Genomic DNA, 22,921 nt, shown 5'->3' on the forward strand with positions numbered 1-22,921 from the left:
CGCCATCACGCCGCGGAATCCACCCGCCCCCGCTTCGCCAGCAGCGCCACCCGACGGCTGACCAGCGCATGGAGCTCCGCCAGCTCCGACGCCCGGTCAGCCGTCATGTTCCCGCCAAACAGCACCCGCGACAACGCCGCCTCGTCGCTGTCGTCCGGGTGCTGCCACCGGTCCCGGTAAACCTTCTGGCACACCAGCCAGGCCAGCCGCAGCCCCCCACCGGGCAACGGACGGACCACGCGCTCGTAGACGTGCCAGAACTGGTACTCGGCCTGCAGGTCGATCACAGGCGTCACGGACGGCACCTGCCGGAGCCGTCCTGGGCCCCGGATGCCGAACAGCAGGGTTCGCGGGTTGTGCTGTGCCATGCCAACAGGATGACCCAGCAACATTGTGGGAACCTTGCGTCGTTGCCGGAAAATCGCTGCCGGCCGCGCAAAGCTGGGTCTGGGGTCAGAGCCCTTTGCTGCGCAAAGGGATCTGACCCCGATCACGGGATGGCTGCGGGGTCGGATCCCTTTGCGCAGCAAAGGGCTCTGACCCCGGCCTTCGTTGCCTCAGAACGTCATCGAGGTACTGAACATCAGCTGCCGTGGCGCGCTGCGCTGCAGGGTCTGGTAATCCCCCGAGAATGACGAGCCTGCAATGGTGGCGGTGCCGATGTTGTGGCGGTTGAACAGGTTGCTCACGTCCAGCCGCAGCTCCAGGCCGGGCACCGCGCTGTCCGTACCGAAGCGGTAGGCGGCATAGGTGTTGACCTGCCAGAAGGTCGGCACGCGAATGTCGTTCTCGTAGGTGAAGGGCTGGCGCAGGTACGAGGTGCTGGTGGCACCGAAACGCCAGTCACCGAAGTGGGCGGACAGGTCGCTGACCAGCGAGATCTGCGGGTAACCCGGCTGGGCATTGCCCTTGATCGGGTACACCGTGTCACCCACCACGAAATCACTGTCGTAGTACGAACGGGCCACGGCCACGCCCTGGTAGAACTGCAGGTGGTCGCTCAGATCGGCGGTGATGCCGAGGTCGGCACCGATCACGTGCATCTTCGGCATCAACCGCACGGTATTGATCTGTGCGAACTGAGTGCCGATGGCCGCCGACAGCAGGCGATTGCGGATGTCGTTGTAGAGCACGTCGCCGGTGATCGTCAGCCGGTCGAAGCGATGCGACGCGCCCACGGTGAGGTTCCAGTTCTTCTCCGGACGCAGCGTGCCCGCCACGCGATCGAACTCTTCCTGGTCGGTGATGGTCCAGGCCGAGGCGGTGTAGCCGATGTTGCCGCGCTGGGCGACGCGGTAGCCGTTCATGGTGTTGGCCAGGTCGATGAAGGCATCGGTGGATTCGGTCGGGCTCCAGAACAGCGAGACATGCGGCAGGAAGTTGCTTTTCGCGCGCAGCGTGCCGTTCACCGGCCGGTCCTTGGCATCACCGAGGCCGCCACCACTGGTGCGGAAATCCACGGCCTTGAAGCCGACACCCAGCTTCAGCGTGTCGTTCAACACGATGTCGTCCTGCAGGTAGAACTGACGCGAGCGGGTCACCCAACTCGATGCGTTGTCGGTCTTGAACGCGGGGCCGTACACATCAAACGGACCGGTGGTCTTCAGCGGCGGGCCCTCGCCCAGCAGCGGCTGCTGGTACCACTCGGTCTTGGCGGCGGCCTTGCTCTTCTCCTGCCAGAAACCGGCGGTGAAGGTGTGCGCGCCCGCCTCGAACTGCAGGTTGAGCATGCCGCCCAGCCGGTTGAGGCGCGGTGTCTGCACCTGTTCGGAGAATGGCGCGCCGTTGGGCGACGGTACGGTCGGGTCGGTCAGCGTGGCCTGGGTGTGGCTGTTGGCGTTGTACAACTGCACGTTGCCGCTCAGCGCCGGACTGATCTGGAAGCGATGGCTGATCGAAGACACCCGGTCACGGGTGATCTGGCCGGTGTCGTACGGAATCAGTTCGGACAGCTCACCGCAGGTGTAGGCGCCGCAGGAATTGCCCGCGTTCTCCGGCGAGGCCACGTAATACGCCCAAGCGTAGTCCGGGTAGAAGATGTCGGCCTTCCAGCCCAGCTTGCGGATCATGTCGAAGGAGATGTTGTTGTAGCCCCAGACCTTGGCCTTGCTGTCTGACAGGAACACGGTGAAATCGCCCCAGGCGACGTCCTGCTGGAGCTTCAGGTCGCCGCGCAGGAAGTTCTGCGTGCCCTCGCCCTGGTACTTGTCGGCGGACACACGCTGCAGGTCGACCAGTACTTTCGGGCCATGCTCGCCGAGCTGGCCGCTCTGCCCGGATACGGTGGTGACCAGCGTGTTGTTGCTGCCCACGCCCTGCTTCACGCGCAGGCTGGGCGTGTCCTGCAGCTCGCGCAGGCGATATTCCAGGCTGCCACCGTTGACGCTGCTGGAGAACACGCTGACCGGTGCGCCACCGGGGCTGACCGTGATCGCGCCGATGCCATCGGGCACGCCCACGTTCACCACGCTGGTGCCGGTGAGCGAGAGGAAGCCGTTGTCGTTCAGCGGCACGCCTTCGAAGGTGATGCCCATTTCGTTCATGCGGAAGCCGCGCACGAACAGGCTGGTGGCCGAGATATCCAGGCCCAGCCCGTCGGTGGCGGTGTAGCTGGCGCCCGGCACCTGCTTCAGCATCGCCAGGCCGTTGTTGCCGGTGACCATCGCGTCGAGGTCGTCTGCCTTGATGATGTAACGGTTGGGGCCGACCACCTGGGTCGGTGCCACGGCCGCACCGCGCGGTGTGGCAATGACCTGCAGGGCGTTGAGCGTGGTGGGCGAGTCGTGCGCGGCATCGTGCGTGTCTGCTGCGTACGCAGGTGCGGTGATCGCCGCGATGATGGCCAGGGCGAGGCGCGTCGTGGGTGGGGTGTTCATGGGCAGATCCAGGTGCAGGGAGAGAGCGGCGCAGGCGCACGCCCAGCGCGTTGCAGCACCGGTGTCGGCGCCCTGGCTGGCGGTGCGATCGCGTTGAGGGGGTGACGGCGCGCTGCGCGCCGGTCAGCAGACGAAGACGATCATCTGCCGTGGGATTCGGTGGGGTGATTTCGACGTGCGAAATTCTTGCATCGCACTGCCGCATCCGCCATTGCACCGTGGTACAGCGCGGCTATACGCAGGTATCGTCCTGTCCGGTATCTTCAGATACCCGATTCCAGATTGGCAGGAGCCTTGATGACCCGCTGGACCACCTGGAAAGCAATAGCCAGCGTTGGCATGATGTTGCTTTCGTGCATGGAAACTGCGCTATCGCACGACAGAGTTGAAGTGCGTTCCCCACAGCGTCTGGATGCCCTGATCGACGCGCTCGTCACCACGCCGTCGCCGATCAGCCCGGCCCAGTTGCATGAGCTGGGCATCATCGCGCCGTTTTCATTTGAGAAGGATGCAGGACCGCGCATCTACCGGTCACAGCCGATGCTGACCGCCGATGGCTTTGCCATCGATAACGTGGAGTATCGCGTTATACGCGGCGAGGACGATGAAATCCGCCTTCTGTTCGTCACGTTCGTGGATACGCCATGCTTCCCACTGGAGCGGTTGGCTAAGCGTTACACCCTGCAGCCATTCATCTATCCACCCAGCCATGGTGCGCCATTGATCGCGCGGAACCACGAGCAGCACCATTCGCTCACCGTAGGAGCGCAGGAGATCATCGTCCGCAGCCAGCGCGATGCTCCGCACTGCGTGCTGGGCCTGAGGCGCTGAGCGCCGCTTGGCGCCTCAACGCAATACGTAGGCCTCAATGGCGCGCGCCACGCCGTCATCAGCATTGCTGCTGGTCTCAAACCGCGCCACCGCCTTCACCGCATCGATGGCATTGCCCATCGCGACGCAGGTACCGGCGTACTGCAGCATGGTCAGATCGTTTTCCTGGTCGCCGATGGCCATCACGTTGGCGCGGTCGATGCCCAGGTGCTCGGCCAGCTTCTGCAGGCTCGGGCCCTTTCCCGCGCGGTGGTCGAACACTTCCAGGAAGTACGGCGCGCTCTTCAATACCGCGAAGCGCTCGGTCAGCGCGCTGGGCAGGCGCGCGATGGCGGCATCCAGTACCTCGGGCTCGTCGATCATCATCAGCTTGATGAAGGACATCGACGGGTCCATGTCTTCCACGCGGCGATAGGACAGCGGCATCCGCGAGAGATGCGAATCGGCCACGGTGTAGTAGCTGATGTCCTGGTTGGGCGTGTACATGCGCTGGCTGTCCAGCGCCTGGAAGTGCACGCCCACTTCGCGGGCCACCTGCTCGCAGAACAGGAAATCGTCGAAGCTGAGCGGATAGTCGACCACGGTTTCGCGCGTGCCGACGCGCTGCACCAGGCCGCCATTGCAGGCGATGCAGTAGTCGTCGTTGCCGGTGATGCCGAGCTCGTGCAGGTACGGCGCCAGGCCCGGAACCGGGCGGCCACTGGTCAGCACGATGTGCACGCCCAGCGCGCGCGCCTGCGCGATGGCCTTCCTGGCGCGTGGGGTGAGCTGGTGCGACGGGTCCAGCAGGGTGCCATCCATGTCGATGGCGACCAGTTCGATGGTCGATTGCCTGCGGCCCATGTCCATTGCGTTCAACTCGTGCGGGGCACGCCAGTTTACCCCCTCATGGCCGGTTCACCTCTTTGCCCACGTTGGCCGGGATACTGCAGGAGCCTGTGCGTTCCCCACCGCAGGACGGCCCATTGACCGCCCTTCCCTGGAGAAGCTTGCGACGCATGACCTACCGTGCCCCCGAAACCGACGACAGCGCCCCCCTGGCCCAGCAGATCGAGCAGATGATCGACGAGCTGCCCGGCGACCAGGTGAGGGTCGGCACCCTGCTCAGTGCGCTGGGCGATGAAGGCCTGTTGCTGATCGTGATCCTGCTCTCGGCCATCTTCATTATTCCGGTGTCGATTCCGGGGCTGAGTACCGTGTTTGGCGCCTCGATCCTGCTGATCGGCCTGAGCCGGGTGCGCAACCGCCCGCTGTGGGTACCGCAGAAACTGGCGCGCCGCGAGATCGCCACCGACAAGCTGAAGGCCAACCTCGGCCGTGCGCTGAAGTGGGTGCACCGCATGGAGCGGTTGTCGCGGCCGATGCGGCTGGCGGTGATGGTGCGCTCGAAGAAGATGATGCGCCTGAACAACCTGATGCTGGTGTTCGCCACCTTGCTGCTGATGGCGCCGGCCGGACCGATTCCCTTCAGCAACACGCTGCCGGCATTGGCGCTGATGTCCTTTGCGATTGGCTTCATCCAGCGCGATGGTGCGGCGGTGGCTGCCGGTTATGGTTTCGTGGTGGCCACGGTGGTGTATTTCGGCGTGCTGCTGGGTGGCATGGGGTTTGCCGCCGAGTCGGTGTTCAGCGGGTTCCGGGCACGCTGAACCCGGTGGCAGAACCGGCAGGGCGGACTCGACAGGGTGGAGTCGGCTGCCCTTCGCTGCTTACCGGGGAAGCACGCGCTGCGCGCTCGAGTCGACTGACAGTCGACTCTACCGGATGTTCTTCGGCCATGGCTCGACGCTACACAGCTACTTGGCCGACACCCGCCACACCACGTCGCCCACGTCATCAGCCACCAGCAGCGCGCCTTCGGCATCCATCGCCATGCCCACCGGTGCGCCCATCAGGGTCTTCTCGTCCTTCGAGGCGAAGCCACTGACCACGGTCTGCGGCCGCCCGGTCGGCTTGCCGTCCTTGAACGCTACGTAGACCACTTCGTAGCCACTCAGCGGCGAACGGTCCCAGCTGCCGTGCTCGCCGATGAAGGCGCCGCCGTGGTACTGCGCCGGCAGTGCCTGGCCGGTGTAGAACAGCAGGCCCAGCGGTGCCACGTGCGAGCCGATGGCGTAGTCGGGCGTGATTGCTTTGGCCACCAGGTCCGGCCGCTGCGGCTGCACGCGCTCGTCCACGTGCTGGCCGTAGTAGCTGTAGGGCCAACCGTAGAAGCCATCCTCCTTCACCGAGGTGAGGTAATCAGGCACCAGGTCGGCACCGATTTCATCGCGTTCGTTCGCCACGGCCCACAGCGTGCCGGTGCTCGGCTCCCAGTCCAGCCCGGTCGGGTTGCGGATGCCCGACGCATAGATGCGGCTGCCACGGGTGGCCACGTCCACCTCCAGCACCACCGCGCGGCGGTACTCGACGGCCAGACCATTTTCGGTGATGTTGCTGTTGGAGCCCACGCCAACGTACAGCTTGCGGCCATCGCGGCTGGCCAGCAGTTCCTTGGTCCAGTGGTGGTTGATGGTGCTGGGCAGGTCGGTGAACTCGCGGCCCTTGTCGGACATGCGGGTTTCACCGGGCACGTAGTGGTACTGCACGATGTTGCCGGTGTTGGCCACGTACAGCGTGTCGCCGATCAGCTGGATGCCGAACGGCGAATGCAGGCCTTCGATGTAGACATGCTGGGTCCAGGTGTTCGTTCCCGGCGTGCGGCGCAGCAGGGTGACCCGGTTGCCGCCCTTGCCGGCCTTGCCCGAGCGCGCCTTCACCTTGCCGGCGATCCACTGCTTGGGCGTGGTGACCGGTTCTTCGCCGGGGCCGTTGCCTTCCACCACCAGTACATCGCCGTTGGGCAGGGTCAGCAGCCGCCGCGGATGCTGCAGGTTGGCGGCGATGCGCTCGATCTTCAGGCCCTCGGCCACCGTGGGGGTCTGTCCATCAGCCCAGCCAACGCCCTTGGGCACCTGCATCGGCGGCATCAGGAAGTTGGCCGGCTTGGGCAGCGGCGGCTGCGGGCCCGACTGGTCGGCCGGATGGTACTCGGCCTTGCCGGCGCAGGCCGACAGGGCGGCGGCCAATGCCAAGGCGGCGACGGTGGGCAGGATGTGCTTAGCCATGACGACCTCCCTGCAGCACCGGCGGCTGCAGTGACAGCAGGATCAGGCCCAGCGCGATCAGGGCCACGGTCAGCGCCGACAGGATCGTGCCCGGCACTGCAACGGCATACGCATCGCGGCTGTGCACGAAGGCGTTCCAGATGGCCAGCACCACCGCGACCAGGTTGAGGAAGAAGTCGATGCGGTCGATACGGGTGGCCGTGCCGTTGCGGCGCCAGACCGCGAACAGGTTGATCAGGCGCGGAAGGATGGCGATCAGCAGGCCGAAGGTGATCAGCCAGGCGGCGGCCTTGCCCCACATCACCTCGGCGCTGTTGAGGTAGATCGCGTCGAAGATCAGTGCGCCGACGAAGAAGCCGAAGGGTATCGGGTTCAACAGGCTGAACAGCGTGGTGCCGAGGCCGCGATGGGCCTGGGCGAGCGGATTGACCATCATCGTGCTCCGTGCGGAAGGGTGCACGGGCTGTAGTAGCACAGCGGGCTGTGAGGGCGCGCGATGACACCTGGTAGATCCACGCCATGCGTGGATGCAGGTGCCAATCAGGATTGGCGTCCGCCAGATGCGGGGCACGGCGGTCGTCATTACTCCGCGGCATAAGCGTTTGTGACGCAATCGGCACATCTGCACATTGCTTGTGTGAAGAGGTAGGGGGTTCTCCGTTGTGTCGCGTTTGGCTCGTTGCGATGGGGCAGTTCCGCCCCGCCGTCCTGCCATGCCGATTCACAACAGAAGGATTCGTGTATGAAGCGACACACGCAACGCTCCGCGCCACCGCGCTCTGCGCGCCTGGCCCTCGCCACTGCCCTGGTGCTGGGCAGCCTGGCCGCCACCGCCCAGGCCCAACAGGCTGATCCGCTGGCGGGTATCCAGTGGCACCTGCTCAACACCGGTCAGACGGTCCCGGCCGACACACTGCCGGTGGCCGGCAACGATCTGAACGTGGATGGCCTGTTCCGCAATGGCATCCGTGGCCAGGGCGTCACCATCGCCATCGTCGACGATGGCCTGCAGATCGCGCATCCGGACCTGGCGGCCAACGTGGCCGCGGTGGCCGGCAAGAACTTCACCAATGGCTCGAACAACCCCACCCCGACCAACCCGGATGTCGACAACCACGGCACCATGGTCGGTGGCATCGCCGGTGCGGTGGGCGCCAACAACCTGGGCGTGCGCGGTGTGGCCCCGGCGGCGACGCTGAAGGGCTTCAACCCAATTTCGCGCTCAGCCTTGGGCAACCAGCAGAGCAACATCGAGTACGCCTGGTGGGACGGCGCGGAGTCGGCCGACGTGCAGGTGTTCAACAACAGCTGGGGCGCCGGCCCGGGCAATCCGAACCTGCCGTTGGCGTACAGCGAGAACACGATTCGTTCGTACGAGCAGGCGCTGTCGGGGACGCGCGGTGGCCGCGGCGGCATCTACGTGAAGTCGGCCGGCAACAACTTCAACAATGCCTCGATCAGCCAGACCCAGGATGTCTGCACCACCGACACCAAGAACCGCAACACCGGCTGCGTGCCGGCTGGCCGCGACCCGCGCAACAACCTGTTCAACGTCATCACCGTAGGCGCGGTGCGCGCCGATGGCGTGCGCTCGTCGTATTCCTCCACCGGCTCGGCGCTGTGGGTGTCGGCCTTTGGCGGCGAGTACGGCCTGCAGGCGCAGTACGCGCCCGGCCTGGTGGCACGCGCCTACGACCCGGCCATCGTCACTACCGACGTGACCGGGTGCGCGCAGGGCAGCAACAAGAACACCAACCGCCAGAACACGCTGGACAGCAACCTGTCGGCCATCGACAGCACCTGCAACTACACCGCCAAGATGAACGGCACGTCCGCGTCGGCACCGATGGTGTCGGGCGTAGCGGCACTGGTGCTGGAAGCCAATCCGAACCTGTCCTATCGCGATGTAAAGTACATCCTGGCCACCACCGCCACCCGCAACCACCCGAACCAGCCGGCGGTGACGCTGGCCGACGGGCGCACGCTGGTGCCGGGCTGGACGGTGAATGCTGCCGGACGTGCCTACAGCAACTGGTATGGCTTCGGCGTAGTCAACGCTGCACGCGCGGTGCAGGTGGCCGAGAACTTCCAGTCGCTCGGTGCGCTGGTCGACAGCGGCTGGCGCAACACCACGCGTACCGTGGCCATCGGCAACACCTCGGCTGCCGCCGCACGCCTGACCTTCCAGTTGGCTAACGGCGCGCGCAACATCGAAAGCGTGCAGCTGGGCTTCCGGGTCAACCACCGCAACACGCGCCAGCTGCAGTTCGTGCTGGTGTCGCCCAGCGGTACCCGCAGCGTGGTGCAACCGGCGTTCACCGCGATCGGTTCGGGCACGGGTGGCGCGCAGAGCAACTTCACCAGCTGGGACCTGCTGTCCAGCAATGCCTTCCTGGATGAGAACGCCAGCGGCACTTGGACGCTGGAAGTGACCGACATGGGGCAGGCCGCGACCGCTGCATCGCGTGGCAACCTCGAATTCTTCAAGATCCGCGTTCTGGGGCACTGATGATGAAGACGACCATTCTGTTGAGCACGCTCGCCTTCGCGGCGATGACCTCCCCTGCCTGGGCACAGAGCTCGGGGCAAACCCCTCCAGCCAGGACCCTGTCGACCGTGGACGCGCAGGAACTGAAGGCCTCCGCTACCGGCCGTTCGTTCGATGTGGGCGGCACACGCTTCCAGCTGTCTCCCTCGACCACCGTGAAGCAGGCCAGCGGCGGTCAGTTCACGATCACCCCGCAGGCGGCGGCGACCACCAGTTCGCGTACCAAGCGTTCGCTGGATGGCGCAGCGGCCGCGCCTGCTGATGCCGGTGCCGGCAAGTTCGCGGCGGCGGTCTCCCGCGACGGAGCGCCGGTGGTGGCGACCTCGCGGGTCAAGGTGTTCTTCACCGATGCGGCATCGGCCCAGCGCGCGGCTACGGCCACCGGTGGCACCGTGGTGAAGGTGTCGAAGGCTTCGGGCCAGGCCATCGTGGAGTATCCGTCGGTGAACGCGGCACTGGATGCGACCACCAGGCTGCTGTCCACCGCCGGTATCCGCGCCACCGAGCCGGACGTGGTGCAGTGGGAAGAGACCAAGTAAGGCGTTGAGCGGTGCCCCGGCCGGCTGGCTCTCCTGGCCGGCCGGGGATTGGTGTGGGGGTGTGCCGACCAACGGTCGGCACCCACCGCGGTAAAGGTGGCGTCAGCGGGCGGCGAGTGTGCCGCTGTGCTTGAGGTGGCAGCTGGCCAGCGCGTCGTTGCCGGCGGCGGGATGAGCGGGCTCCAGCAGCAGTCGCTGCACGTCCGAGAACAGCTTTTCCACCGGCATGCCGTACGGCGCGAACAGGCGCAGTCGACCCTGGCGGTCGAACACGTAGCCACCGGCAATGTGGCTCATCGTGTAGGTATCCGGTACTTGACCGGGTTCCTTTTCGTAGAACGCCTTGAAGTCGCTGGCCATCGCCGCCAGCTGCGCTTCGTTGCCGACCAGTGCGATTGCCTTGGGGTCGAACGCTTCCACGTAGGTCCGCGCAACCTCCGGGGTGTCGCGGGCCGGGTCAACGCTGACGAACACCACCTGCAGCTGGTCGGCATCCTTGCCCATCAGGTGCTTGACCTGGCTCAGCTCGACCATGGTGGTCGGGCACACGTCCGGGCAACTGGTGAAACCGAAGAACAGATAGGTCACCTGCCCCTGCAGGTCCTTCGGGCCGCGCACGGTGCCGTGGCTGTCGGGCATCGACCACTGCTGGCCGAGCTCTTCGCAGGCGATGTCCTTGGAGTAGAAGTCCATGCGCGACTGCGCACTGCAGCCGGCCAGCAGGCCGAGCAGCAGGCCTGCGGCCAGCCGCAGGCCACGTTGGGGGAACGCGATGCCTTTCACGGTTCGCAGGCTCAGTTGATCATCATGTGGTAGTGCATGCTCCAGATGATCCACACCGACAACGCGACGATGATGAACAGGATCACCAGGGTGAACACGAAGCTGGCCAGGTTCCAGCCACCTTCGGACTTGCGGTCCATGTGCAGGAAATAGACCAGCTGCACCAGGATCTGCGCCACCGCGAAGCCGACCAGCAGGAACAGCGTGAGCGGCCGCGACAGCACCGGGTTCATCACCAGTGCGAACGGCACCACGGTCAGCAGCGCGCACAGCACGAAGCCGATCAGGTAGGACTTGGTGGAGCCGTGCGCATTGCCGGCGCGCGAAGTTTCGACGTGGGCCATGTCAGAAGGCTCCGATCAGATAGACGAAGGTGAAGACGCAGATCCATACCAGGTCCAGGAAGTGCCAGAACAGGCTCAGGCACGACACACGGGTGATGTTGGTCGGAGTCAGGCCACGGCGGTAGACCTGGTGCATGACCACCGCCATCCAGATCAGGCCGCTGGCCACGTGCAGGCCGTGGGTGGCGACCAGCGCGAAGAACGCCGACAGGTAGGCACTGGTGCTGGGGCCTGCGCCTTCGTGGATCAGGTGCGAGAACTCGTAGATCTCCATGCCGATGAACGAGGCACCGAGCACGAAGGTCACGCCCAGCCAGCGCAGCACCGCCGAGGTGTCGTGGCGATGCATCGCCAGTACGGCCTGGCCGTAGGTGATGCTGGAGACCAGCAGCAGGAAGGTCTCGGCCATCACGAACGGCAGCGAGAACAAGTCCTTGCCGGTGGGGCCGCCTGCGTAGGCGGTGCTGAGCACCGCGTACGAGGCGAACAGCGAACCGAACAGCACCAGGTCGGACATGAGGTAGACCCACATGCCGAACACCTTCATGCCGCCCTGTTCGTGGCCGTGGTCGTGCTCGTGGTGGTCCTCGCGCGCCTGCGTGTCGCTGGCCAGTTCGGGGCGGGTCAACAGGTTCATGCGCGTACCTCCTTCAGCTTGGCAAGGTTGGCCGCTTCGGTGCGCGCCACCTCTTCGGAACTGACGTAGTAGTCCACGTCCTCGTCGTAGGACCGCACGATCAGGGTGACGATCATCGCGATGAAGCTGGCCGCGGCCATCCACCAGATGTGCCAGACCAGGGCGAAGCACAGCACCAGGATCCAGATGTTGAGGATCAGCGGCACGCCGGTGTTCTTCGGCATGTGGATCGGTGCGTACTTCTTCGGCGGCGGCGGCAGGCCGCGCTTCTTCGCTTCGTGGAAGGCGTCCAGCTCATCGGCCTTGGGCACCACGGCGAAGTTGTAGAACGGCGGCGGCGACGGCGTGGCCCATTCCAGCGTGCGTGCGTTCCACGGGTCGCCGGTCAGGTCCAGGTTGCGCTTGCGGTCGCGCACGCTCACGTAGATCTGCACCAGCATCAGGATGATGCCCGCGAACACGAACAGCGCGCCGATGAAGGCGGCGATCAGATACGGCGTCCACGCCGGGTTGTCGTACTGGTTCATGCGGCGGGTCATGCCCATGAAACCCAGCATGTACAGCGGCATGAAGGCCAGGTAGAAGCCGATCACCCAGCAGGCGAACGACCACTTGCCCAAGCGCTCGTTGAGGGTGAAGCCGAACACCTTCGGGAACCAGTAGGCGAAGCCGGCCAGGTAGCCGAACAGCGCGCCGCCGATGATGGTGTTGTGGAAGTGCGCGACCAGGAACAGGCTGTTGTGCAGCAGGAAGTCCGCGCCCGGAATGGCCAGCAGCACGCCGGTCATGCCACCGATGGTGAAGGTGACCAGGAAGGCGATGGTCCACAGCATCGGCACGCTGAACTCGACGCGGCCGCCGTACATGGTGAACAGCCAGGTGAAGATCTTCACGCCGGTGGGGATGGCGATGATCATCGTCATGATGCCGAAGAAGGCATTGACGCTGGCACCGGAGCCCATGGTGAAGAAGTGGTGCAGCCAGACGATGAACGACAGGATGCCGATCGCCAGCGTGGCACCGACCATCGACTTGTAGCCGAACAGCTTCTTGCGCGCGAAGGTGGCGGTCACTTCGGAGAAGATGCCGAACGCCGGCAGCACCAGGATGTACACCTCCGGATGGCCCCAGGCCCACACCAGGTTCACGTACATCATCGGGTTGCCACCCAATGTGTTGGTGTAGAAGTTGAAGTCCAGGTAGCGGTCCAGGGTGAGCGCACCCAGCGCCACGGTCAGGATCGGGAAGGCGGCGATGATGATCACGCTGGTGACCAGCACGGTCCAGGTGAACACCGGCATCTTCATCAGGGTCATGCCCGGCGCACGCATGCGCAGGATGGTGATGAACAGGTTGACGCCGGTCAGCAATGTGCCGATGCCCGAAGCCTGCAACGCCCAGATGTAGTAGTCGACACCCACGCCTGGACTGAACTCGATGCCCGACAGCGGCGGATAGGCCACCCAGCCGGTCATGGCGAATTCGCCAACGCCCAGCGAGATCATCATCAACGCTGCGCCGACCACGAAGATCCAGAAGCTGAAGGCGTTGAGGAACGGGAACGCCATGTCGCGCGCACCGATCTGCAGCGGCACGATGATGTTCATCAGGCCGACCACGAACGGGGTGGCCACGAAGAAGATCATGATCACGCCGTGCGCGGTGAAGATCTGGTCGTAGTGCTCCGGTGGCAGGAAGCCGTCACTGCCCGGCCCGGCCGCCGCCAGCTGCGCGCGCATCATCAGCGCATCGGCAAAGCCACGCACCAGCATGACCAGCGCCACCACCACGTACATGATGCCGATCTTCTTGTGGTCCACGGTGGTGAACCAGTCACGCCAGAGCGGACCCCACAGCTTGAAGTACGTCACTGCGCCGAGCAGCGCGAGGCCGCCCAGCACCATGGCTGCCAATGTGACCACGACGATCGGCTCGTGCAGTGGCACGGCCTCCCACGTCAATTTACCCAACATGTTCGTTACTCCTGGGAAACCTGGGCACCGCCGGCAACGCCCGCCGGGGTAGCAGCAGCGGTGTTCTCACCGACGCCGATGAACTGGTCGATGACCTTCTTGAACAACAGCGGTTCAACACTGGAGAAGTGCTGCACCGGTGCGTTCTTCGACGGCGCGGCCAGCGCCTTGAACTGCGTGAAGCTGAGCGCGTCCGGCGCTCTGCGCACCTCGGCCACCCAGCGATCGAAGTCTTCGTTGCTGCTGGCGGTGGCGATGAACTTCATGTTCGAGAAGCCATGCCCGCTGTAGTTGCCGGACATGCCACGGAACTGGCCGGGCTCGTTGGCGATCAGGTGCAGCTGCGTGCGCATGCCGGCCATCGCGTAGATCTGCCCACCCAGCTGCGGGATGAAGAAGGTATTCATCGTCGAGTTGGAGGTGATGTTGAACGCCAGCGGGCGGTTGGCCGGGAAGTTGAGCTGGTTGACCGTGGCGATGCCCAGATCCGGATACACGAACACCCATTTCCAGTCGGTGGCGATCACGTCCACGTGCAGCGGCTCACCGGCCACGTCCAGCGGCTTGTACGGGTCCAGCTCGTGGGTCGACTTCCACACGATCACCGCCAGCACCGCGATGATGATCAGCGGCACGCCCCAGACCACGATCTCCACCTTGGTGGAGTGCGACCAGTCCGGCGTGTATTTCGCTTTGGTGTTGCCGGCGCGGTAGCGCCACGCGAACACGAAGGTCAGCACGATGGCCGGTATCACCACGATCAGCATCAGGCCGATGCAGATCAGGATCAGGTCGCGCTGGGCGAGCCCGACCATGCCCTTCGAATCCAGCAGCACCCAGTCACAGCCCGACAGGCCGACGCAGGCCAGGGCGACCAGCGCCAGGCGGATGCGGTTCCAGCAGATATTCATTGGAGGTCAACCCTGTTGAAGAAGCGCGCTTGACCGGCTCGCCTGCGCGCAGCGCCCGGGCGTGGAGCGGCTACACTGTGGGTACGAGGTCGCCTACAAGCAGGCGAACCACTCCAATCAAGCCCATACAAGATACATCATTGTATGGAATTGTGCATCTGCACGTATGGAAAAAACTGACCGATGACGCCACCTGCCGCCGGCCGCCGCCTGAAACACCCCAATCGCACCTGGGTTCGCCCCTTCCGCGAGGGCGCCGGCCCGCTGTACCTGCAGATTGCCCAGCAGGTACGCGAGGCGGTGGATGACGGCGTGCTGCGCCCGGGCGACCGGCTGCCGCCGCAGCGCGACCTGGCCCAGCAGGTGGGCGTGGACCTGACCACCGTCACCCGTGCCTTCGCCGAGCTGCGCCAGGCCGGCCTGCTCGACGCGCAGGGCGCCGGCGGCACCTTCATCGCGCTGTCGGCCGGCAACCGCAGCACCTCGGTGGACCTGAGCATGAACATCCCGCCGCTGCTGGGCAGCGCGCCGTTCGCACAGGGCATGGAGGCCGGCTTCCAGCACGTGGGCCAGCAGCTGGGCCAGGGCGAACTGATGAGCTATCACGTCGGCGCCGGCACCCGTGAGGACCGCGCCGCCGCCGTGCAGTGGCTGGCGCCAATGCTGGGCACGGTCGGTGCCGACCAGGTGGTGATTTGCCCGGGCGCGCAGACCGCGCTGTGCGCGCTGATCCTGGCCCGCACCCAGCCGGGCGAGCTGATCGCCGCCGAGCAGCTGACCTACCCGGGCCTGCTGGCCGCCGCGCGCGTGCTGCAGCGGGGCGTGGTGCCGGTGGCGATGGACGCCGAGGGCATGCTGCCGGGCGCGCTGGAGGAGGCCTGCCAGCTACGTCGCCCGCGCCTGCTGTACCTGGTGCCGACCATCCAGAACCCGACCACGGCAACGATGTCGGCGCAGCGCCGGCAGGCCCTGCTGGCGGTGGCGGAGCGCCACGATCTGACCGTGATCGAAGACGATCCCTACTGGTTGCTGGCCGGTGACGCCGCGCCACCGCTGGCCGCCCACCGCGACGCCGGCTGCCCGGTCTACTACATCTCCACCCTGTCCAAGTGCCTGGCGCCGGGCCTGCGCACCGCCTACCTGGTGGTGCCGGCCGGCGAGCCGATGGAACCGGTGCTGGATGCGCTGCGCGCAATCGCGCTGATGCCGACCCAGTCGATGGTGGCGGTGGCGTCGCAGTGGATCCGCAGCGGCCAGGCCCGGGACATGGTGCAGCGCTTCCAGCAGGAACTGCGCGAGCGCCAGGCGATTGCCGCGCAGTTCCTGCCGCCCCGCGCCCAGGCGCATCCGGCCGGCCTGCATGTGTGGCTGCCGCTGCCGCCACGGCTGGACCAGTACCGGTTGATCCAGGCCGCACAGGAACAGGGCCTGGGCATCGCCAGCTCGGATGCCTTCAGCGTGGAAGAGCCGCCGCCGGGCAACGCGATCCGCCTGTCGCTTGGCGGCGCGGTCGACCAAGGCGCGCTGGCCGGGGCGCTGGCCAAGCTGAACGAGATTCTGTCCGAAGCCCCCGAGGCCCGGCACAACGCCATCGTCTGAACCGGGTGCATGGCGCTTCATCCATACAAGATGATATTTTGTATGCAATGTATGGATGAAGGGACGTGCATCGATGCGCGCCGAGAAACTGAGGTTCCACCTGGTGATGGCCGGGTGCGGTGGCTTTGTGGTGTTGATGCTGGCCGCGCTGGCCTGGGTCTGCCTGCAGCCGCAGACCGTGGACGTGCAGGCCGCCGAACGCCACGCCATCGAGCAGTGCGTGCAGCGCAGCGAGGATCCGTCGCGTAGCGAGATCCAGCGCCGCGCGCAGGCCGATTCCTGCCGCGAGATGCGCAAGCAGTACGTGCACAAGTTCGGCCGGGAAGATTCCTGATGGGCGCAGCCGCGCCGCGTCGCCGCAGGCTGCTGCCGACGATGATCGCCCTCGCCTGCCTGTTCATGGCTGGCGTCGCGGCTGCGCTGTGGCAGTACTTCGGCTACAGCGCGCAGTCCACCTTCACCGAACAGGCCATCGTCTTCGACGACTCGCAACTGCGCCTGCCGGCCGATCTGGCCGGTGATACCGGCCGCATCCGCGTGGTGCATTTCTGGGACCCGGCCTGTGCGGTCTGCAACCGCGAGACCGGCGCGCACCTGAGCTACCTGATCAGCATGTACCGCCGCGCCGGCATCGACTTCTATGCGATCCGCCGCCCGGGTACGCAGGGCGAGCTGCCCGAGCCGCTGCGCAACAAGGTGATCAACCTGCCGACCATCGACGGTATCGAACACATCCCGGCCAGCCCCGCCGTAGCCATCTGGGATCGCCAGGGCCATCTCGCCTACGCGGGGCCGTACAGCATCGGCATGGTCTGCAACTCGGCCAACAGCTTTGTCGAACCGCTGCTGGACAGACTGGTGCGCGGCGAGACCGTGCGCCCAAAGGGACTGCTTGCCGTGGGCTGCTACTGCCCCTGGCAGGCCAAGCGCTGAGGACGTGCGATGACATCACTGACGCTGGCCGGTGTGGCCGCCGCAAACAACAACGGCGGTCACCTGTCCGAACCGACCGATGGTTATGGACAGGCTCCCGCCGTTGGAAGCAACGATACGCCCCGACATGCTCCGTACATGCCGCGACCGGATGTCGCAGCACGCGAATGGGTGCAGGACGTGCTCGCGCACAACGGGCCGATCTACCTGCGCATCGTCAATTCGCTGGAACGCACGGTGCGCCGTGGCGGCCTCGCACCCGGACAGCGCCTGCCCTCGCAGCGTGCGTTGGCGCAGCAGCTCGGCATCGACCTGACCACGGTCACCCGCGCCTTCGATGAAGCACGCAAGCGCGGCCTGATCGAAGCACGCGGACCACAAGGCAGTTTCATCGCACCGCCCAAGGCTGGCTTCGACCAGGCGGTGGACCTGAGCATGAACGTGCCGCCGGTGCCCGATGCCGATGCGCTGGCCGAGACGCTGCGCCGCGGTGCGGCCGCCGTGCTTGCGCGCAGCAATGCACCGAACCTGATGACCTACCACCTGGGCGGTGGCAACCCGACCGACCGACATGCAGCGGCGCGCTGGCTGCAACCGATGCTGGGAAAGGTGGACGACGCCTGCCTGTTGCTGACAGAAGGTGCCCAGGTGGCACTGGCCGCGATCCTGGTCAGCCAGGGCCGCGACAATGATGCGATCCTCTGCGATGCGCTGGTCTATCCGGGCCTGCTGCAGGCCGCCGCCGCACTGGGCCGGCGGCTGGTGCCGGTGGACAGCGACGAACACGGCATGTGCCCCGATGCGCTGGCCCGGCTGGCACGCGAAAGCGGCGCGCGGTTGGTCTATCTCAACCCCACCTGCCAGAACCCGACCGCGCTGACCCTGCCGCTGCAGCGGCGCGAGGCGCTGGCACGTGTACTGGAAGGCGAAGGCCTGCTGGCGATCGAAGACGATCCTTACTGGCACCTCGCCGAGGATGCACCTACACCGCTGGCGGCACTTGCACCGCGTCATGTGTTCTACGTGGCGACGCTGTCGAAGGTGATCAGCCCCGGCCTGCGCACTGCGTTCGTGCAGTGCCCAAGCGCTGCGCACGCGGAGGCGATGACGGCTGCATTGCGGGCGACGCGGCTGATGGGTCATCCGCTGGTCTCGGCGTTGGCCAGCCAGCTGCTGCTGGATGGTTCGGCGCAGTCGCTGCTGGCCCTGGTGCGCACCGAGGCACGCGAGCGCATGCGCATGGCGCGCTACCTGCTGGCGCCATCGCTGCTGCAGCGCGCGGAAGGGCTGCATGCCTGGTGCCGGGTACCAGCGCCGTGGACCGACGCCACACTGGTGCGTACCGCACAGCTGCAGGGGCTGGCGATTGCGCCATCTTCGGCGTTCTGTCCGCCAGGGGTTTCGCACCAGAGCGGCGTGCGTTTGTCGCTGGGGCTGGCGACGGACCGCCGACAGCTGGAGAGTGCGCTGCGACGGATTGACCGGTTGTTGTTGTCCGATGCGTTGCCGACGATCGAGCGGTAGCCCTGGAATGGGATGTGCCGACCAACGGTCGGCACCCACCCGACCGGTAGTGCCGGCCGCTGGCCGGCGGAAGACTCCTCAGCATGGTTGGAATGTGCCAACCAACAGTTGGCACCCACCCGACCGGTAGCGCCGGCCGCTGGCCGGCGGAAGATTCCCCGGCACGGTTGGAATGTGCCAACCAAGGTTGGCACCCACCCGACCGGTAGTGCCGGCCGCTGGCCGGCAGAAGATTCCCCGGCACGGTTGGAATGTGCCAACCAAGGTTGGCACCCACCCGACCGGTAGTGCCGGCCGCTGGCCAGCAGAAGATTCCCCGGCACGGTTGGAATGTGCCAACCAAGGTTGGCACCCACCAGATCGGAGGTAGATCGTGGAATGGGATGTGCCGACCAACAGTCGGCACCCACCCGACCGGTAGCGCCGGCCGCTGGCCGGCGGAAGATTCCCCGGCACGGTTGGAATGTGCCAACCAAGGTTGGCACCCACCAAAGCAGGGTCAGGCCAAGGCGGAGAGGGCCTTCACCAGCGCATCCATCTGCTCCGGCCGGGTGAACACCGACGGCGTCACCCGCACGCAGGCGCCGGAATCCAAACCGTCGCGATGGGTGGTGAACACGCGATGCTCATCCAGCAGTCGCTTCTGCAGAGCCATGTTGTCAGCCACGCCGGTGCGCCCGCGCAGGCGGAAGCTGGCCAGCGCACTGGCCAGCCCCGGGTTCGGCGAGGACAGCACCTCGATGTGCGCCATCTGCCGCGCTGGCAGCGTCCAGCGCTCGCGCAGGTAGCGCAGCCGCGCCTGCTTGTTGGCCACGCCGACGCGCTGATGCAGGGCAATCGCCTCCGGCAGTGCCAGGTAGGCGGCGAAGTTGACCGTACCGGTGTGCACGCGGCTGCCCACGCGACCATCATCGGTCTCGCCCATGTACGGGTCCAGGTCCGCCACGCGCCCCTTGCGCACGTACATCGCGCCGACGCCGACCGGCGCGCCGATCCATTTGTGCAGATTGATGCCCACGAAGTCAGCCTTCAGATCCGGCACGGCGTAGTCGATCTGACCGAAACCATGGGCAGCATCAACGATCACATCGATACCGCGTGCCCGCGCACGCTCGGCGATCTCGGCCACCGGCAGCACCAGCCCATGGCGATGGCTGACCTGGGTCAGCAGCACCAGTTTCAGGCGCGGCAACCGCGCGAACGCGGCCTCGTAGGCCTGCAGGATCTGCGCGTGGTCGGGCACGGCCGGTAGCGCGATACGCTCGACCTGCACGCCGCGACGCTGCTGCAGCCAGCGCATCGCGCCGATCATGCTGTCGTAGTCGATGTCGGCATACAACACCTGGTCGCCGGGCTGCAGGCGGTTGTAGCCACCGATCAGCGCCAGCATCGCCTCGGTGGCCCCCCGCGTCAGTGCGATCTCATCAGCACCCACACCCAGCAGTTCGGCTACCTCTCGCTGCACCGCCATGTATTGCGCCGGAAACGCGCGGCGCCCATACCAGGCGTTGCCACGGTTCACTTCAGTGGTGTGGCGCTGGTAGCTGGCCAGCGTCTCGCGACCCATCGCGCCCCAGTAGCCGTTCTCCAGGTGGTTCACTTCATCGGTGATGTCGAAGTGGCTGGCCACGGCGGCCCAGTAGCCTTCATCGAGGGCCAGCACGTCCGGCGCCACGGTCGTCGAGGGAATCTCCATCGGCGAAGCGTAACGCGCAGCGGCGCTGGCAGGCAGTGAAGACAGTGCAGCTGCGGCCGGCAGCAGTGTGCCGGCGCGCAGCAGGGAACGACGACGAGCGTCCATCAGAAGGTCAGCCGGTACTGCGCGTACAGGTTGGCACCGTCGGTGTCGTACGGCGCGTTGCGCGAGTAGACCAGGCCACGGCTGGCCTGGAACGTGGCCTCATCCGGGTAGCGATCGAACACATTGTCGGCGCCCACGCGCAGGCTGTGGTGCTCGTTGATGCGATAGCCCACGGCCAGGTCGAGGAAGCTCATCGCACCGAAGCGCTGGTAGATGTCGCCCACCGCGTTGCCGCTGGAATCGGTCCAGGCGCCGTAGTAGCGCATGCGCGCCATCAGCGACCAGGCACCGATGTCCCAGCTGCCGGTCAGACTGCCCTTGTGCTCGGGCAGCCGGTCTTCGAACAGCACGCGCTGGGTTTCGTTGGTGGCCACCGAGGTGCTGCCGTTGTCCACGCGGGTGCGGTTGTAGTTGTAGGCCAGGATCAACGTCATGCGGCCGGCGCCGAGATCACGCAGGTAGTTGCCGACCACGTCGACGCCGGTGGTGGTGGTATCGAAGTCGTTGGTGAAGTAGTTCACCGAGGTGTAGCCCAGTGGATTGGGCGTACCGGCCGGAATGGCGAAGCTGGCCGACTGGCTGAAGCGGTCGGTGAGCTTGATCTGGTAGACGTCCACCGAGCCGGACAGACCCAGGTCCGTGCGCCAGGTCAGGCCCAGCGAGGCGGTGCGCGATTCCTCCGGCTTCAACGGCTTGGCTCCAAGCAGCTGCGCCAGCGGATCGTTCGGCGACAGGCGGCCACTGGTGAAGATCTGCAGCGTGCGCGTGTCCAGGCCCTGGGTGGTGCTGGTGGTATTGAGCTGTGCCGGCGTCGGTGCGCGGAAGCCGCTGGACACGGTGCCGCGCAGGGCCACGTCCGGGGTGATCGCAAAACGCGCCGACAGCTTGCCATCCAGTGTGCTGCCAAAGCTGGAGAAGTCCTCGTAACGGCTGGCCGCACCGATGCTCCAGCGCTCACCCAGCGGCATCTCCATGTCCACGTAGGCGGCCTTGCTGCGCTGGCTCCACTGCCCGGCCTGGCTGGCCGAGAAGCCCGGTGCACCGTTGGAGTTGGCTTCCAGCCCAGCGGCAGCGCCCGGGCCCACGGCGTATGAAGCCGGATCACCGGCACGCACCTGGTAGGTCTCCTGGCGGAACTCGCCACCAAAGGCAACGTTGATCGGCTTGGACAGCGCGGCCACGTCCCATTCGTAGTTGAAGTCGGCGTTGGCATTCTTCTCGGTCTGGGTCAGGCGGCCGAGATCGAACGCGGTCGGGCTGGCGGGACCCAGCGAGGCGTTGATCGAATTCTTCAGGCTGTAGTCGATGGCATTGCGGCCATACGAGGCGCTTACATCCCAGCGCAGCTTCGGCGTGATCTCGCCGCGCAGGCCACCGACCAGCTGCAGGTCGTTCTGGACGTTGCCGTACTGCGGGCTGAAGCCGACCGGATACAGCAAGCGCAGGTTCCAGCCGGGGAAGATGGAGGTGGTGCGGTACGCGCCGGTGGTGGTGTCCGGGTTGCGCCAGTTGAAATCACTGACGCCATCGCTGTGGCTGTACAGGCCGAAGGCATAGAGCTCCAGCGTCTCGCTGGCATTGGCCTTCACGTTGAAGCCGACGCGGCGGCTTTCCAGCTCCGGCTGGCCCCAGCGCTGCACCGGGTTGGGCACGTCCAGCGCGGGATGCGCGGCCTGGAAGGCGATGGCATCGGGGCGCTGGCGGGTGCGCGAGGTGGCATCGGAATTGGAGGATTCAGCGAACAGCACCAGGCTGCCATAGTCGCCCAGCGACCAGCCGGTGCGCGCACTGAAATCGCGGGAGGCACCGTCGCCCTGCGCGTACTGTGAATAGCCGGCGGTGATCTCGGTGCCCGGACCATCCTCGAGGATGATGTTGATGACACCGGCGATGGCGTCCGAGCCGTACTGCGCCGATGCGCCGTCGCGCAGCACTTCGATGCGCTTGATCGCGCTGGTCGGAATCTGTGCAAGGTCGGCCGCCTGTGCACCACGGTTGCCGAGCAGCGCGCTGCGGTGGAAGCGGCGGCCGTTGACCAGCACCAGGGTCTGGTCCGGCGACAGGCCACGCAGCGTCGCCGGACGCACGAACACCTGGCCATCTGCCATCGGCAGGCGCTGCGCCACGAACGAGGGCACCAGCTGGGCCAGCACGTCCTTCAGGTCGGTGGATTCGACGGACGTGATGTCTTCCTTGGTGAACACGTCCACCGGCGCCAGTGTTTCGAACTGGGTGCGGTTGGACGCGCGGGTACCGGTGACCAGCATCGCGTCGAGCTGGGTGGGCGCGGCGCGGCTGCCGCCGGCGGCATCGACCGCATCGGCCTGCGCTGCGATCGCGCCTCCTGCGCTGGCCATGGAAAGGGCAAGGAGGATGGAACGCGAAAGCTTCGAACGATGCACGGCAGGGCTCCGGGAGGACGCGACAGGGCCAGCACCTGTGCGCACACAACAGGCCTGGACAAGGCGCGCAGTCTCGGCGCGATGTGTGAAGGAGGCATGACGTCAGTACGACA

20 protein-coding genes are annotated in these 22,921 nt (G+C 66.1%); 8 read left to right on the forward strand and 12 right to left on the reverse strand.

The annotated features are described in order from the left end of the window. Positions 1-5 precede the first annotated feature (5 nt). Both AC5P9F_RS16005 and AC5P9F_RS16010 read right to left on the reverse strand, forming a co-directional pair. Positions 6-392 (reverse strand): hypothetical protein, encoded by a 387-nt coding sequence (locus AC5P9F_RS16005; RefSeq protein ID WP_099472686.1) that lies wholly within the window; start codon positions 390-392, stop codon positions 6-8. A gap of 165 nt (positions 393-557) precedes the next feature. Further along, positions 558-2,876, reverse strand: coding sequence for a TonB-dependent receptor (locus AC5P9F_RS16010; protein WP_448177754.1), 2,319 nt, complete (start codon positions 2,874-2,876; stop codon positions 558-560). Between the two features lie 297 nt (positions 2,877-3,173). Here AC5P9F_RS16010 and AC5P9F_RS16015 point away from each other — a divergent pair, with 297 nt between their 5' ends. Further along, entirely contained in the window at positions 3,174-3,707 is a 534-nt protein-coding gene (locus tag AC5P9F_RS16015) for a hypothetical protein (protein ID WP_133050235.1), read from the forward strand. Positions 3,708-3,722: 15 nt separating this feature from the next. Here the strand turns inward: AC5P9F_RS16015 and yidA are convergent, their stop codons facing one another. Continuing rightward, positions 3,723-4,556 carry a sugar-phosphatase gene (gene yidA, locus AC5P9F_RS16020; RefSeq protein WP_114619002.1) on the reverse strand — a complete coding sequence of 278 codons (834 nt, stop codon included), beginning with the start codon at positions 4,554-4,556 and terminating at the stop codon, positions 3,723-3,725. Positions 4,557-4,705: 149 nt separating this feature from the next. Between yidA and AC5P9F_RS16025 the strand changes: the two genes are divergently transcribed. Beyond that, positions 4,706-5,356 carry an exopolysaccharide biosynthesis protein gene (locus tag AC5P9F_RS16025; protein ID WP_012481491.1) on the forward strand — a complete coding sequence of 217 codons (651 nt, stop codon included), beginning with the start codon at positions 4,706-4,708 and terminating at the stop codon, positions 5,354-5,356. A gap of 147 nt (positions 5,357-5,503) precedes the next feature. Here AC5P9F_RS16025 and AC5P9F_RS16030 read toward each other — a convergent pair whose 3' ends face one another. Both AC5P9F_RS16030 and AC5P9F_RS16035 read right to left on the reverse strand, forming a co-directional pair. Next, positions 5,504-6,814 carry a PQQ-dependent sugar dehydrogenase gene (locus tag AC5P9F_RS16030; protein ID WP_111173034.1) on the reverse strand — a complete coding sequence of 437 codons (1,311 nt, stop codon included), beginning with the start codon at positions 6,812-6,814 and terminating at the stop codon, positions 5,504-5,506. Then, the gene (locus AC5P9F_RS16035) at positions 6,807-7,247 is read right to left on the reverse strand and encodes a DUF2231 domain-containing protein (protein WP_005411469.1); all 441 of its coding nucleotides are present in this window, start codon (positions 7,245-7,247) and stop codon (positions 6,807-6,809) included. The genes AC5P9F_RS16030 and AC5P9F_RS16035 overlap by 8 nt, the downstream gene beginning before the upstream one ends. A 309-nt stretch (positions 7,248-7,556) precedes the next feature. On the opposite strand from AC5P9F_RS16035, the gene AC5P9F_RS16040 reads away from it, so the two are divergent. Next, positions 7,557-9,323 (forward strand): S8 family serine peptidase, encoded by a 1,767-nt coding sequence (locus AC5P9F_RS16040; RefSeq protein WP_005411470.1) that lies wholly within the window; start codon positions 7,557-7,559, stop codon positions 9,321-9,323. Further along, the gene (locus tag AC5P9F_RS16045; protein WP_005414757.1) at positions 9,323-9,901 is read left to right on the forward strand and encodes a hypothetical protein; all 579 of its coding nucleotides are present in this window, start codon (positions 9,323-9,325) and stop codon (positions 9,899-9,901) included. The genes AC5P9F_RS16040 and AC5P9F_RS16045 overlap by 1 nt, the downstream gene beginning before the upstream one ends. A 102-nt stretch (positions 9,902-10,003) precedes the next feature. Here AC5P9F_RS16045 and AC5P9F_RS16050 read toward each other — a convergent pair whose 3' ends face one another. The 5 genes from AC5P9F_RS16050 to cyoA are packed head-to-tail and all read right to left on the reverse strand — an operon-like array spanning position 10,004 to position 14,549. Beyond that, on the reverse strand, positions 10,004-10,684 hold the full coding sequence (locus AC5P9F_RS16050) for an SCO family protein (protein ID WP_308679384.1): 681 nt from the start codon (positions 10,682-10,684) through the stop codon (positions 10,004-10,006). Positions 10,685-10,695: 11 nt separating this feature from the next. Next, entirely contained in the window at positions 10,696-11,028 is a 333-nt protein-coding gene (cyoD, locus tag AC5P9F_RS16055) for a cytochrome o ubiquinol oxidase subunit IV (protein WP_005411473.1), read from the reverse strand. A gap of 1 nt (position 11,029) precedes the next feature. Next, complete coding sequence (gene cyoC, locus AC5P9F_RS16060) at positions 11,030-11,665, reverse strand: cytochrome o ubiquinol oxidase subunit III (RefSeq protein WP_005411474.1); 636 nt, start codon at positions 11,663-11,665, stop codon at positions 11,030-11,032. Then, positions 11,662-13,638, reverse strand: a complete 1,977-nt coding sequence (cyoB, locus tag AC5P9F_RS16065) for a cytochrome o ubiquinol oxidase subunit I (protein ID WP_006474876.1) — start codon at positions 13,636-13,638, stop codon at positions 11,662-11,664. Before cyoB ends, cyoC begins: the two co-directional genes overlap by 4 nt. Before the next feature lie 5 nt (positions 13,639-13,643). Continuing rightward, a complete protein-coding gene (gene cyoA / locus AC5P9F_RS16070) occupies positions 13,644-14,549 on the reverse strand; it encodes a ubiquinol oxidase subunit II (protein WP_308679388.1) in 906 nt (301 codons plus the stop codon). 183 nt (positions 14,550-14,732) lie between these two features. Here cyoA and AC5P9F_RS16075 point away from each other — a divergent pair, with 183 nt between their 5' ends. The 4 genes from AC5P9F_RS16075 to AC5P9F_RS16090 are packed head-to-tail and all read left to right on the forward strand — an operon-like array spanning position 14,733 to position 18,605. After that, complete coding sequence (locus AC5P9F_RS16075; protein ID WP_005414762.1) at positions 14,733-16,148, forward strand: aminotransferase-like domain-containing protein; 1,416 nt, start codon at positions 14,733-14,735, stop codon at positions 16,146-16,148. 55 nt (positions 16,149-16,203) lie between these two features. Further along, complete coding sequence (locus AC5P9F_RS16080; RefSeq protein ID WP_258394007.1) at positions 16,204-16,482, forward strand: hypothetical protein; 279 nt, start codon at positions 16,204-16,206, stop codon at positions 16,480-16,482. Then, entirely contained in the window at positions 16,482-17,081 is a 600-nt protein-coding gene (locus tag AC5P9F_RS16085; protein WP_308679390.1) for a DUF6436 domain-containing protein, read from the forward strand. Before AC5P9F_RS16080 ends, AC5P9F_RS16085 begins: the two co-directional genes overlap by 1 nt. Positions 17,082-17,090: 9 nt before the next feature. Then, entirely contained in the window at positions 17,091-18,605 is a 1,515-nt protein-coding gene (locus AC5P9F_RS16090; RefSeq protein ID WP_043034246.1) for an aminotransferase-like domain-containing protein, read from the forward strand. Positions 18,606-19,104: 499 nt separating this feature from the next. On the opposite strand, the gene AC5P9F_RS16095 is transcribed toward AC5P9F_RS16090, so the two are convergent. Further along, positions 19,105-20,406 carry an aminotransferase class V-fold PLP-dependent enzyme gene (locus AC5P9F_RS16095; RefSeq protein WP_043034245.1) on the reverse strand — a complete coding sequence of 434 codons (1,302 nt, stop codon included), beginning with the start codon at positions 20,404-20,406 and terminating at the stop codon, positions 19,105-19,107. Continuing rightward, positions 20,406-22,808, reverse strand: coding sequence for a TonB-dependent receptor plug domain-containing protein (locus AC5P9F_RS16100; protein ID WP_080334777.1), 2,403 nt, complete (start codon positions 22,806-22,808; stop codon positions 20,406-20,408). The genes AC5P9F_RS16095 and AC5P9F_RS16100 overlap by 1 nt, the downstream gene beginning before the upstream one ends. Positions 22,809-22,921: the final 113 nt, after the last annotated feature.

The sequence above is a fragment of the Stenotrophomonas sp. YJH_SMC_4 genome (assembly GCF_059371575.1).

What these genes read in the sequence shown, in the direction of transcription:
- yidA (WP_114619002.1), bottom strand. Translation starts at nt 4,556, where the DNA reads ATGGACATGGGCCGCAGGCAATCGACCATCGAACTGGTCGCCATCGAC.
- cyoD (WP_005411473.1), bottom strand. Translation starts at nt 11,028, where the DNA reads ATGGCCCACGTCGAAACTTCGCGCGCCGGCAATGCGCACGGCTCCACC.
- AC5P9F_RS16085 (WP_308679390.1), top strand. Translation starts at nt 16,482, where the DNA reads ATGGGCGCAGCCGCGCCGCGTCGCCGCAGGCTGCTGCCGACGATGATC.
- AC5P9F_RS16005 (WP_099472686.1), bottom strand. Translation starts at nt 392, where the DNA reads ATGTTGCTGGGTCATCCTGTTGGCATGGCACAGCACAACCCGCGAACC.
- AC5P9F_RS16025 (WP_012481491.1), top strand. Translation starts at nt 4,706, where the DNA reads ATGACCTACCGTGCCCCCGAAACCGACGACAGCGCCCCCCTGGCCCAG.
- cyoC (WP_005411474.1), bottom strand. Translation starts at nt 11,665, where the DNA reads ATGAACCTGTTGACCCGCCCCGAACTGGCCAGCGACACGCAGGCGCGC.
- AC5P9F_RS16045 (WP_005414757.1), top strand. Translation starts at nt 9,323, where the DNA reads ATGATGAAGACGACCATTCTGTTGAGCACGCTCGCCTTCGCGGCGATG.
- AC5P9F_RS16040 (WP_005411470.1), top strand. Translation starts at nt 7,557, where the DNA reads ATGAAGCGACACACGCAACGCTCCGCGCCACCGCGCTCTGCGCGCCTG.
- cyoA (WP_308679388.1), bottom strand. Translation starts at nt 14,549, where the DNA reads ATGAATATCTGCTGGAACCGCATCCGCCTGGCGCTGGTCGCCCTGGCC.
- AC5P9F_RS16010 (WP_448177754.1), bottom strand. Translation starts at nt 2,876, where the DNA reads ATGAACACCCCACCCACGACGCGCCTCGCCCTGGCCATCATCGCGGCG.
- AC5P9F_RS16090 (WP_043034246.1), top strand. Translation starts at nt 17,091, where the DNA reads ATGACATCACTGACGCTGGCCGGTGTGGCCGCCGCAAACAACAACGGC.
- AC5P9F_RS16075 (WP_005414762.1), top strand. Translation starts at nt 14,733, where the DNA reads ATGACGCCACCTGCCGCCGGCCGCCGCCTGAAACACCCCAATCGCACC.
- AC5P9F_RS16095 (WP_043034245.1), bottom strand. Translation starts at nt 20,406, where the DNA reads ATGGACGCTCGTCGTCGTTCCCTGCTGCGCGCCGGCACACTGCTGCCG.
- AC5P9F_RS16035 (WP_005411469.1), bottom strand. Translation starts at nt 7,247, where the DNA reads ATGGTCAATCCGCTCGCCCAGGCCCATCGCGGCCTCGGCACCACGCTG.
- AC5P9F_RS16080 (WP_258394007.1), top strand. Translation starts at nt 16,204, where the DNA reads ATGAAGGGACGTGCATCGATGCGCGCCGAGAAACTGAGGTTCCACCTG.
- cyoB (WP_006474876.1), bottom strand. Translation starts at nt 13,638, where the DNA reads ATGTTGGGTAAATTGACGTGGGAGGCCGTGCCACTGCACGAGCCGATC.
- AC5P9F_RS16015 (WP_133050235.1), top strand. Translation starts at nt 3,174, where the DNA reads ATGACCCGCTGGACCACCTGGAAAGCAATAGCCAGCGTTGGCATGATG.
- AC5P9F_RS16030 (WP_111173034.1), bottom strand. Translation starts at nt 6,814, where the DNA reads ATGGCTAAGCACATCCTGCCCACCGTCGCCGCCTTGGCATTGGCCGCC.